The 10,836-nt window shown below is 75.1% G+C and carries 8 protein-coding genes; 3 read left to right on the top strand and 5 right to left on the bottom strand.

The genetic code is table 11. From position 1 onward, the window contains the following. Positions 1-58 precede the first annotated feature (58 nt). Positions 59-1,900 (bottom strand): proline--tRNA ligase, encoded by a 1,842-nt coding sequence (locus tag N866_RS05575; RefSeq protein WP_034223800.1) that lies wholly within the window; start codon positions 1,898-1,900, stop codon positions 59-61. A gap of 110 nt (positions 1,901-2,010) precedes the next feature. On the opposite strand from N866_RS05575, the gene N866_RS05570 reads away from it, so the two are divergent. Then, complete coding sequence (locus N866_RS05570; protein WP_034223798.1) at positions 2,011-2,871, top strand: Fpg/Nei family DNA glycosylase; 861 nt, start codon at positions 2,011-2,013, stop codon at positions 2,869-2,871. Between the two features lie 93 nt (positions 2,872-2,964). Here N866_RS05570 and N866_RS05565 read toward each other — a convergent pair whose 3' ends face one another. The 3 genes from N866_RS05565 to N866_RS05555 form a co-directional block, all read right to left on the bottom strand. Further along, positions 2,965-3,849 carry a GNAT family N-acetyltransferase gene (locus tag N866_RS05565; protein ID WP_081802362.1) on the bottom strand — a complete coding sequence of 295 codons (885 nt, stop codon included), beginning with the start codon at positions 3,847-3,849 and terminating at the stop codon, positions 2,965-2,967. A gap of 130 nt (positions 3,850-3,979) precedes the next feature. Further along, entirely contained in the window at positions 3,980-5,110 is a 1,131-nt protein-coding gene (ispG, locus tag N866_RS05560; RefSeq protein WP_173406131.1) for a flavodoxin-dependent (E)-4-hydroxy-3-methylbut-2-enyl-diphosphate synthase, read from the bottom strand. Positions 5,111-5,222: 112 nt separating this feature from the next. Continuing rightward, positions 5,223-6,527: a M50 family metallopeptidase gene (locus N866_RS05555; protein ID WP_034223796.1), complete on the bottom strand. Its 1,305-nt coding sequence runs from the start codon at positions 6,525-6,527 to the stop codon at positions 5,223-5,225. Positions 6,528-6,741: 214 nt separating this feature from the next. Between N866_RS05555 and gabT the strand changes: the two genes are divergently transcribed. Together gabT and N866_RS05545 are read left to right on the top strand one after the other, a co-directional pair. Continuing rightward, positions 6,742-8,169 (top strand): 4-aminobutyrate--2-oxoglutarate transaminase, encoded by a 1,428-nt coding sequence (gene gabT, locus N866_RS05550; protein WP_081802361.1) that lies wholly within the window; start codon positions 6,742-6,744, stop codon positions 8,167-8,169. A 46-nt stretch (positions 8,170-8,215) separates the two neighbouring features. Beyond that, positions 8,216-9,610, top strand: a complete 1,395-nt coding sequence (locus N866_RS05545; RefSeq protein WP_034223794.1) for a transaminase — start codon at positions 8,216-8,218, stop codon at positions 9,608-9,610. Positions 9,611-9,729: 119 nt separating this feature from the next. Here N866_RS05545 and N866_RS05540 read toward each other — a convergent pair whose 3' ends face one another. Next, complete coding sequence (locus N866_RS05540) at positions 9,730-10,833, bottom strand: GGDEF domain-containing protein (RefSeq protein WP_081802360.1); 1,104 nt, start codon at positions 10,831-10,833, stop codon at positions 9,730-9,732. Between the last annotated feature and the right edge of the window lie 3 nt (positions 10,834-10,836).

The following is a 10,836-nucleotide window of genomic DNA, read 5'->3' as shown; positions in this document are numbered from 1 at the left end:
CTGACCGGACGCGTGCCGGTCCTGCCCGGCATGCCGGAGCAGGCGGCCTGAGGCGCCCTCAGTTGGCCAGCAGGTCCGCGACCAGGCGGCTCACGTGGGCCGCGACGTCCGCCACGGGCACCTGCTCGCCGGAGGGCCGGTGCGCGTCCGGCGCTGCGGTGCCTGGTGCCGCGGTGCCGGGCGCTGCGGTGCCGGGCGCGCGGCGCAGCCGCACCTCGACGACCCCCTCCGCGAGACCCCGGCCGACGACCACCACGACGGGCGCGCCGATGAGCTCCGCGTCGGCGAACTTCACGCCGGGCGAGACCTTCGGCCGGTCGTCGTAGAGGACCTCGACGCCCTGCCCGACGAGGTCGGCCGCCAGCTCCTCGGCAGCGGAGAACACCGCAGGGTCCTTGCCGGTCGCGACGAGGTGGACGTGCGCCGGGGCGACCGCGGCCGGCCACGTCAGGCCGGCGTCGTCGTGGTTGGTCTCCGCCAGGGCGGCGACCGCGCGGGAGACGCCCACGCCGTAGGAGCCCATGGTGACGGTCACGGCCTTGCCGTTCTGGTCCAGGACGGTCAGCCCGAGGGCCTGCGCGTACTTGCGGCCCAGCTGGAAGATGTGGCCGATCTCGATGCCGCGCGCGAGCTCCAGCGGTCCCGAGCCGTCCGGCGCCGGGTCGCCCGCGCGGACCTCGGCCGCCTCGACGGTGCCGTCCGCCACGAAGTCGCGGCCGGCGACCAGGTCGAACACGTGCCGGCCGGGCTGATCTGCTCCGGTGACCCAGCGGGTGCCCGGCACGACGCGCGGGTCGAGCAGGTACCGGATCGCGTCCTCGCGGCCGGTGTTCGCGCGGCCCAGGGCGCCGGGGCCGATGTAGCCCTTGACCAACTCCGGGTGCCGCGCGAAGTCGGCCTCGCCCGCCGTCTCCACGGTCGCGGGGGCGAGCGACGCCTCCAGGCGCTTGACGTCGACCTCCCGGTCCCCCGGCAGGCCGACGACGACGACCTCCCGCTCCCCGGAGGGGTGCTGCAGCGCGACGACGACGTTCTTGAGCGTGTCGGCGGCGGTCCAGGGCCGGTCCGCCCGGGGGTATCGGGCGTTGGCGACGGCGACGAGGCTGTCGATGGTCGGGGTGTCCGGCGTGTCCTCCACGTGGGCCGCCGGCGCGTCCTCGTACGGCAGGGCGTCGGGGACCGGGGTGGTCACCGCCTCGACGTTCGCCGCGTAGCCACCGGCCGACCGCACGAAGGTGTCCTCGCCGATCGGCGTCGGCATGAGGAACTCCTCGCTGCCGGAGCCCCCCATCGCGCCCGACACCGCGGAGACGATGACGAACTCCAGCCCCAGGCGGCTGAAGATCCGCTGGTACGCCTCGCGCTGGTGCTGGTAGGAGGCCTCCAGGCCGGCGTCGTCGACGTCGAAGGAGTACGCGTCCTTCATGATGAACTCGCGACCGCGCAGCAGCCCGGCGCGGGGTCGCGCCTCGTCGCGGTACTTGGTCTGGATCTGGTAGAGCGTGACGGGCAGGTCCTTGTACGACGAGTACAGGTCCTTGACCAGGAGCGTGAACATCTCCTCGTGCGTGGGCGCCAGCAGGTAGTCGTTCTCCCGGCGGTCCCGCAGGCGGAACAGGTTGGGGCCGTACTCGGTCCAGCGCCCCGTCTCCTCGTACGGCTCGCGCGGCAGGAGGGCGGGGAAGTGCACCTCCTGCGCCCCGATGGCGGCCATCTCCTCCCGGACCACCGCCTCGACCTTGGCCAGCACGCGCAGACCGAGCGGGAGCCACGTGTAGATGCCCGGCGCCGCGCGGCGGATGTACCCGGCCCGGACGAGGAGGCGGTGGCTCGGCACCTCGGCGTCGGCCGGGTCCTCCCGCAGGGTGCGCACGAACAGGGTCGACATCCGCAGCAGCATGGGCGTCAGCCTAGTGGCGGGCCGCGCACGTCCTGGCGCGGCCGCGGAGGTCCGGGGCCGCCGCCGAGCCGCCGTGGCGCCCCCGGCGCGACCGGGTGCACGATGACGGGGTGCCAGAGCTCCCCGAGGTCGAGGCGCTCGCCCGCTTCCTGGCCGAGCGCACCGCGGGCCGGACCGTCGCCGACGTCGCGGTCGTGGCCGTGAGCGCGCTCAAGACCTTCTCCCCCGCCCCCGCGGACCTCGTCGGCCGGCCGGTGCTGGACGTGCGCCGCCACGGGAAGTGGCTGGACCTGACGACGGACGGGCCGCACCTCCTCGCCCACCTGTCCCGTGCCGGGTGGGTGCGCTGGTACGACGCCGTGCCCGCGACGACGCCGCGGCCCGGCAGGGGGCCCATCGCGCTGCGGCTGCGCCTGGACGACGGCAGCGGCTTCGACCTCACCGAGGCCGGCACCCGCAAGCGGCTCGCCGTGCACGTCGTCGACGACCCGGCCCAGGTGCCGCTCGTCGCGAGCCTGGGGGTCGACCCCCTCTCACCGGAGTTCACCGCGGACCGGCTCGCGACCCTGCTGGCCGCCCGCAGCCAGCAGGTCAAGGGCCTGCTGCGCGACCAGCGGGCGATCGCCGGCATCGGCAACGCCTACTCCGACGAGATCCTCCACGCCGCACGGATGAGCCCGTTCGCGCTGACGACGTCCCTGGACGCCGACGCCGTCGGCCGTCTGCACGGCATCGTCCGCTCGGTCCTCGGCGACGCGCTCACCGCGGCGTCCGGGCGACCCGCGGCCGAGCTCAAGGACGCCAAGCGCCGCGGCATGCAGGTGCACGGCCGCACGGGCGAGCCGTGCCCGGTCTGCGGCGACACCGTCCGGGAGGTCTCGTTCGCCGACCGGTCGCTGCAGTACTGCCCCACGTGCCAGACCGGCGGGCGCCCGCTCGCCGACCGCCGGCTCTCCCGCCTGCTGCGCTGACCGGGCGGCACCCGACGGCACCGGCCGGGGTCGGGCCGGCGTCGGCCGGTGCCGGACCATGTCGGCAACCCGACCGGCAGAGAGGCACAGCGGTCAGAAGAGGACGGTGGCGTACGTGCCCACCCGGCGGAAGCCCACGCGCTCGTAGCTGGCGAGCGCCCGGTGGTTGTAGTGGTTGACGTAGAGGGACACGACGGGGGCCACGCGGGCCCGGGCGAGCTGCACGACCGCGGCCATCCCGGGCGCGGACAGCCCCTCGCCGCGACGGCCGGGCGTCACCCAGACGCCCTGGACCTGGGCGACGTGCCGGGTCGCGGCACCCAGCTCGGCCTTGAAGACGACCTGGGGCCCGTCGGCCCCGTGCTCCATACGGACGTAGGACCGCTGCGCGGCGATGAGGGCCCGCACGCGCGACTCGTAGGCGGTGCCGCCTCCCTCGACCGGGGAGTAGCCGACCTCCTCGAGGAACATGTGGACGCAGGCGGGGAGCACCGAGCCGATCTCGTCGGACCGCGCGAGCCGTACGAACGGGTCCGCGGCCACGAGGGGCTCGTGGTCGATGACGAGCGAGGGCTGGTCCGCCCGGACCTCGCGGGCGCGGCCCCAGCTCGGCTCGAGCCGACGCCACAGCCCGAGGACCGCGCCGGCCTCGCCGACGACGGACGAGCAGCGTCGGCCCTGGCGCAGCGCCGTCCGGGCGAACGCGTCGAGCGCCTCCTCGTCGTCCGGGTCGCACACGGGCACGAGGTTGGCGCCCGCCCAGCAGATCGCCTCGAGGCGTCCCTCGCGGCGGACCCCCCACAGGGCCGTGCCGGCCCGTCGCCCGCTCTCGGCGAGGGTCGCCTCGATCCGGGAGGCGGCGAGGACGGACGCCACCGGGTCCCGGTCGCACACCGCCAGGGCCTCGTGCAGGTCGACGTCCGTCGCCGCACCGAGGTCCGAGCGCGTGCCACCGAGGCCGCCGCCCCACCGTGTCATGGGCCGATTGTGCCTCAGGCGGACCCCGCCAGGCGGACCACGCCACCCGGCTCGGCGGCACCGGTCCCACCGGTCTGCGCAGTGGTCCGCCCTGTCCGCCCGCGGGCGGGCGTCGCCGCGCCGGTGACGCTCAGGAGACGGAGACCGACGGCGCCGCGCCGTCCACCGGCTCCATCTCCTCGGCGAGGCGCATGGCCTCCTCGATGAGGGTCTCCACGATCTGCGACTCCGGGACGGTCTTGATGACCTGGCCCTTGACGAAGATCTGGCCCTTGCCGTTGCCCGACGCGACGCCGAGGTCCGCCTCCCGCGCCTCCCCCGGCCCGTTGACCACGCAGCCCATCACGGCGACGCGCAGCGGGACCTCCATGCCCTCCAGGCCGGCGGTGACCCGCTCCGCCAGGTCGTAGACGTCGACCTGGGCCCGTCCGCACGACGGGCAGGACACGATCTCCAGCTTGCGGGGGCGCAGGTTCAGCGACTGGAGGATCTGGATGCCGACCTTGACCTCCTCGACCGGCGGCGCGGAGAGGGAGACGCGGATCGTGTCGCCGATGCCCTTGCTGAGCAGGGCGCCGAAGGCCACGGCGGACTTGATCGTCCCCTGGAACGCCGGCCCGGCCTCGGTGACGCCCAGGTGCAGGGGCCAGTCCCCCCGCTCGGAGAGCATCTCGTAGGCGCGCACCATGATGACGGGGTCGTTGTGCTTGACCGAGATCTTGAACTCGTGGAAGTCGTGCTCCTCGAACAGCGACGCCTCCCAGACGGCCGACTCCACCAGGGCCTCGGGCGTGGCCTTGCCGTACTTCTCGAGCAGTCGCTTGTCGAGCGACCCGGCGTTGACCCCGATGCGGATCGAGACGCCCGCGTCCTTCGCCGCGCGGGCGATGGCGCCCACCTGGTCGTCGAACTTGCGGATGTTGCCCGGGTTGACGCGGACCGCCGCGCAGCCCGCGTCGATCGCGGCGAAGACGTACTTTGGCTGGAAGTGGATGTCGGCGATCACGGGGATCTGCGACTTGCGCGCGATGACCGGCAGGGCCTCGGCGTCGTCCTCCGTCGGGCAGGCCACCCGGACGATGTCGCACCCGGACGCGGTCAGCTCCGCGATCTGCTGGAGCGTCGCGTTGATGTCGCTCGTCCGCGTCGTCGTCATCGACTGCACCGAGACGGGCGCGTCCCCGCCGACGTCGAGCGACCCCACCTTGATCTTCCGGGTCGCGCGCCGGGGGGCCAGGACGGGCGGGGGTGCCTCGGGCATGCCGAGGTTGATGGGGATGCTCACCGCTCCAGTATCTCCTCTCTGCACCACCGGCCGGCGAGCGCCCCGAGGTCGGCGCGGCTCGCGGGTGCCCGGCGGCTCGGGCGTGGCGTCACAGCAGCGTGACGGGTCGGACGAGGTCGGCGACGAGCAGCAGGACGCCCATCGCGATGAGCACGACGAACACGCCGTAGGCGAACGGCATCATCCGCGCGACGTCGGCGGGGGCGGGCCGTGGACGGCCCCGCAGCCGCGCCACCTGGCGCCGGGCACCCTCCCACACCGCGCCGGCGACGTGCCCGCCGTCCAGCGGGAGCAGCGGGAGGAGGTTGAAGACGCAGAGCGCGACGTTGAGGGAGGCGAGGAGCAGCAGCAGCGTCACCGCCGTCTGCGCCGGCCCCGGGCTCTCGGCGGCGACCTCGCCCGCGATCCGGCCGACGCCGACCGGGCCCAGGACGCCGGTCACGTCCCGCTCGCCGCCGGTCACGAGCACCCGGACCAGCTCGACGAGCTGGACCGGCAGCGTGACGATCACCGCCGCCGTCCCGGCCACCGCGGTGGCCGTGAACGCCACGGCCTCGCCCACGCTCTGCCGCTCGAGCGCCGCGGTCGGGGTCAGCCCGACGAACCGCGTCGGCTCGGTGACCGGCTCCCCGGCCTCGTCCAGGACCCATGCACCGTCCTCGCCCAGGACCGGGCGCTCCGCCAGGACCGGGCGGACGGTGAGGGTGACGAGGTCCCCCGCACGCTCGACGACCATCGGGACCGCCGCGGCGTCGGTGCCGCGGATCGCGGTCTGGACGTCGTCCCACGTCTCGGTGGCCGCGCCGCCGTAGGACACGACCCGGTCCCCGGGCAGCAGACCGGCCTCGGCGGCCGGCGTCGCCGGGTCCCCGGGCGTGCACTGCGCCGCCCCCACCGTCGGCACGCACTCCCCGACCACGCCGACCGTCGTCGTCGGCGCACCGGGCACGCCGACCCCGACCAGGGCCACCAGCACGAGGACGAACGCCAGCACGAGGTTCATGGCGGGCCCGCCGAGCATCACGACGACCTTGCGGGGCGCGGACAGCCGGTAGAAGGCGCGGTGGTCCTCGCCGGGCCGGATCTCCTCGGCGCTGGCGGCGCGGGCCGCGCTCGCGATCTCCGCGACCCGGCCGGGCCGCCGGGCGGGCGCGACGGCGTGGTCCGGCGGGAACATGCCCACGAGCCGGACGTACCCACCGAGCGGGATCGCCTTGAGCCCGTACTCCGTCTCGCCGCGGGTGCGCGACCAGAGCGTCGGGCCGAACCCGACCATGTACTGGCTCACGCGCACGCCGAACCGCTTGGCCGGCACGAGGTGACCCACCTCGTGCAGGGCGATGGAGACGAGCAGCCCGACCACGACGACGACGACGCCGAGCAGGTAGTCCATGACGCTCCCCTCCGGCCGGCGTGGACGACGTCCGGCGACGCGCACACCACCGGCCGGACCATCATCCCCCGCCGGACCACCCCTGCCGGACGCCCGTGGCCCGTGTCCGCGCTCGGCGAACACCGCTCGCGAGGCGGAACGTCGAGCGCGTGGGCCACGGAATTCGTGCATGCGCCCCCTGCCCAACGGCGCAGGAGCGCACTAGCATCGCGCCATGACGCACGGATCCGCAACGACGCACCGTACCGACGCCGGCCCGGGGCGCGCCCCCGGTACCGCTCCGGAGAGCGCCTCCCCGGCCGCCGCCGACGCGGACGGCGGCGTCCCCCAGCGGCGGCTGCTGCGCACCGAGATCCCCGGACCCCGGTCGCGTGCCCTGGCGGAGCGGAGGGCCGCCGTGGTCGCGGCCGGCGTGGCCAGCACCCTGCCGGTCTACGTCGAGCGCGCCGGGGGCGGCGTCATCGTCGACGTGGACGGCAACTCCTTCATCGACCTCGGCTCGGGCATCGCCGTGACCTCCGTCGGCAACGCGGCCCCGGCGGTCACCCGGGCGGTGCAGGAGCAGGTCGCCCGCTTCACCCACACCTGCTTCATGGTGACGCCCTACGAGGAGTACGTCGCCGTCTGCGAGGCTCTCGCGCGGCTGACCCCCGGCGACCACGCCAAGCGCAGCGTGCTGGTCAACTCCGGCGCCGAGGCCGTCGAGAACGCCGTGAAGATCGCCCGCCGGGCCACGGGTCGCGACGCCGTCGTCGTGCTGGACCACGCCTACCACGGCCGCACGAACCTCACGATGGCGATGACGGCCAAGGCGATGCCCTACAAGACCGGCTTCGGCCCGTTCGCCGGCGAGGTCTACCGCGTCCCGGCGTCGTACCCGCTGCGGGAGCCGGTGCCCCTGACCGGCGAGGAGGCCGCCCGCCGGGCCACCACCGTGATCGAGAAGCAGGTCGGCGCCGACCAGGTCGCGTGCGTCGTCGTCGAGCCGGTGCAGGGCGAGGGCGGCTTCATCGTGCCCGCCCCCGGGTTCCTCCCGGCGCTGGAGCGCTGGTGCCGTGAGCACGGTGTCCTCCTGGTGGCCGACGAGATCCAGACCGGCTTCGCCCGGACGGGCGCGATGTTCGCCTGTGACCACGAGGGGGTCGTCCCGGACCTCGTGACCACCGCCAAGGGCATCGCCGGCGGCCTGCCGCTCGCCGCGGTGACCGGACGCGCCGAGCTCATGGACGCGGTCCACGGCGGCGGGCTCGGCGGCACGTACGGCGGCAACCCGGCCGCCTGCGCTGCCGCCCTCGCCGCCATCGACCTGTACGAGCGTGAGGACCTCGCCGCCGCCGCCCGGCGGATCGAGGCGCTCGTCGTCCCGCGGCTGCGGGCGCTCGCCGAGCGGGCCCCCCAGATCGCCGAGGTCCGGGGCCGCGGCGCGATGCTCGCCGTCGAGATCACCCGGCCCGGCGGCCTGGAGCCCGACCCGGCGGAGACGGCACGCATCGCCCGGGCGTGCGCCGCGGAGGGCGTGCTCGTCCTCACCTGCGGCACGTACGGCAACGTGCTGCGCCTCCTGCCGCCGCTCGTCATCGGCGAGGACCTGCTGCTGGAGGGCCTCGAGGTCCTCGAGCGCGCGATCCTCGCCGCGGGCTGAGCCCGCACCCCTCACCCCGCACCGCCGGCACGTCCCTGGAGCGCTCATGACCGAGACCACCCGCACCGACGCCTCCGTCGTGGACCGCGACCGGCTCGCGGCCGCGCACCACCGCGAGACCGAGCGATTCGTCGCCGACCACCCCGCCTGCGCGGAGCTCGCCCGGCGCGGACGGGCGCACATGCCGCTCGGCGTCCCCATGTCCTGGATGGCGAAGTGGCCCGGCGGCTTCCCGGTGCACGTGGCGGAGGCGACCGGCGCGCACTTCACCTGCGCCGACGGCCACGAGCACGTCGACCTCTGCCTGGGCGACACGGGAGCGATGGTCGGCCACTCGCCCGCGGCCACGGTGCGTGCCGTCCGCGACCAGGTCGCGCGCGGCATCACCACGATGCTGCCGACGGCGGACGCCGCCGTGGTGGCCGAGGAGCTGACGCGGCGCTTCGGGACGGGGTCGCCGGCCGTGGACCAGTGGCAGTTCACGCTCACCGCGACCGACGCCAACCGTCACGTCATCCGGTACGCGCGCCAGGTGACGGGCCGGGCCCGCGTGGCCGTCATCGACTTCTGCTACCACGGCAGCGTCGACGAGACGTTCGCGACGCTGGACGACCAGGGGCGCGTCGTCGCCCGCCGCGGGAACATCGGCGCCCCCGTCGACCCGGCGCTGACCACGGCGGTCGTGCCGTTCAACGACCTGGCCGCCCTGGAGCGGGAGCTCGCCACCGGGACGGTCGCCGCGGTCCTCCTCGAGCCGGCGATGACCAACATCGGCATCGTCCTGCCCGACGCGGGGTACCACACCGCGCTGCGCGAGATGACCCGGCGCCACGGCGCCCTGCTCGTCATCGACGAGACGCACACGCTGTGCGCCGGGCCGGGCGGCTGCACGCGCGCCTGGGGGCTGGACCCCGACGTCGTCGTCGTCGGCAAGACGATCGGCGGCGGGATCCCCTCGGCGGCGTTCGGCATGACGAGCGAGCTGTCCGAGCGGGTCGTCACGTCCGTCGGCCTGGAGGACATCGACGTCGGCGGGGTGGGCGGGACGCTCGCCGGCAACGCCCTCTCGCTCGCCGCCATGCGCGCCACCCTCACCCAGGTCCTCACGGACGACGTCTTCGGCCGCATGGACGAGCTCGCCGTGGCCTGGACGGACGGCGTGCAGGGCGTGCTGGACGCGCACCGCCTCCCCTGGCACGTGACGCGGCTCGGCTGCCGCGCCGAGTACGCCTTCTCCCCCGAGCCGCCGCACGACGGCGCGGCGGCGGCCGCGGCGGACGACTTCGAGCTGCAGCAGTACCTGCACCTGCAGGCCCTGAACCGCCGGATCCTCCTGACGCCCTTCCACAACATGGCCCTCATGAGCCCCGCCACCTCGCACGCCGACGTCGACGCCCACACCGCGGCGTTCGAGGAGGCGGCGCACGACCTGCTCGGCTGAGCGGCACGCTGCTCGCTGCGCAGCACGCTGCAGCGGCCGGTTGCGTGCTCGGCGGCGGGCACGCGGCCGGGTGGGGTCGGGCCGTGCTCGGCGTGGTGCCGTGCTCGGCCCCGAGGCGGTCAGTGCGCCGAGCTGACCCGGTCCCGGCCGTCGTCCTTCGCCTGGTACATGAGCTCGTCCACCCGGCCCAGCACCGACTCGGGCGACTCCCGGGGCCGCAGGACGGAGACACCGAAGCTCGCCGTCACGCGCAGCCCGACGCTGCGCAGGACCGCCTGCGGGAGCGCCTCACGGAGGCGTTCGGCGAGCTGGACCGCCTGGTCACGGTCGGTCCCCGGCGCGACGACCACGAACTCCTCGCCGCCGAGGCGACCGAGGACGTCGCCCTGCCGCACCACCGTCGTGGCGGCGGCGGCGACCGCGCGCAGCACCGCGTCCCCGGTCGCGTGGCCCCGGGCGTCGTTGACGGCCTTGAACCGGTCCAGGTCGAAGTAGACGACCGAGACGGCCTGCCCCTCGGCCACCCGTGTGGCCTGGAAGGTCAGCTCCTCCAGGACACGCCGGCGATTCGCGAGGCCGGTGAGCTCGTCCACGTAGGCGAGGTCGCGCAGGTGGGCCGCGGTCGCGTGCGCGCGCTCCGCCGCAGCCGTCGCGTCGACCAGCCGGTCCTTCCAGCGCGAGTACAGGTGCAGCAGGACGAGCACGACGGTCAGGTACGCGCCGTACCGCAGGAGGTCGACGACGTATGCCGAGCCGCCGGGCAGGCCGGAGAGGCCGGCGGCCGTCACGACGAGGGTCGCGGTGATGAGACCGGCCCCGTGCACGACGGCGGCCCGGGAGGACCGGTCCAGGAACCCCAGGACCAGGAACACCACGATGCCCATGAACGACAGCGGGAACAGGGAGGCCCAGGCGGTGGCGGCGTCGTCGGCGGACCCGAGGCGTGTCGCGATGCCGACGAGCCAGGCGCCGTCGAGGGCGAGCACGGTGATGCGGGTCGCCGTCGTGGCCAGGTGCGGCCGCCGCGCGAGCACCCAGGCGAAGAGCAGGAGCCCCACCATGATCGGGGGGTAGCCGTAGAGGACGTGCGGGTCCTCGGCCCCCCGCGCGACGAGGAGCGCGCCCATGACCGGCACGCCGGCCAGGACGCCGACGATGAGGTGCCGCCTCCCGTGCCCGTCCACCGCGTCGAGAGCCACGGGCGTGGGACGCCTCCCGGTCATATC

Source organism: Actinotalea ferrariae CF5-4, from assembly GCF_000603945.1.
Taxonomy (GTDB): Bacteria; Actinomycetota; Actinomycetes; order Actinomycetales; family Cellulomonadaceae; genus Actinotalea; species Actinotalea ferrariae.
Note: the sequence above shows the minus strand (reverse complement) of the source record. Positions and strands in the feature narration are given on the sequence as shown.

What these genes read in the sequence shown, in the direction of transcription:
- N866_RS05575 (WP_034223800.1), bottom strand. Translation starts at nt 1,900, where the DNA reads ATGCTGCTGCGGATGTCGACCCTGTTCGTGCGCACCCTGCGGGAGGAC.
- N866_RS05565 (WP_081802362.1), bottom strand. Translation starts at nt 3,849, where the DNA reads ATGACACGGTGGGGCGGCGGCCTCGGTGGCACGCGCTCGGACCTCGGT.
- ispG (WP_173406131.1), bottom strand. Translation starts at nt 5,110, where the DNA reads ATGCCCGAGGCACCCCCGCCCGTCCTGGCCCCCCGGCGCGCGACCCGG.
- N866_RS05555 (WP_034223796.1), bottom strand. Translation starts at nt 6,527, where the DNA reads ATGGACTACCTGCTCGGCGTCGTCGTCGTCGTGGTCGGGCTGCTCGTC.
- gabT (WP_081802361.1), top strand. Translation starts at nt 6,742, where the DNA reads ATGACGCACGGATCCGCAACGACGCACCGTACCGACGCCGGCCCGGGG.
- N866_RS05545 (WP_034223794.1), top strand. Translation starts at nt 8,216, where the DNA reads ATGACCGAGACCACCCGCACCGACGCCTCCGTCGTGGACCGCGACCGG.
- N866_RS05540 (WP_081802360.1), bottom strand. Translation starts at nt 10,833, where the DNA reads ATGACCGGGAGGCGTCCCACGCCCGTGGCTCTCGACGCGGTGGACGGG.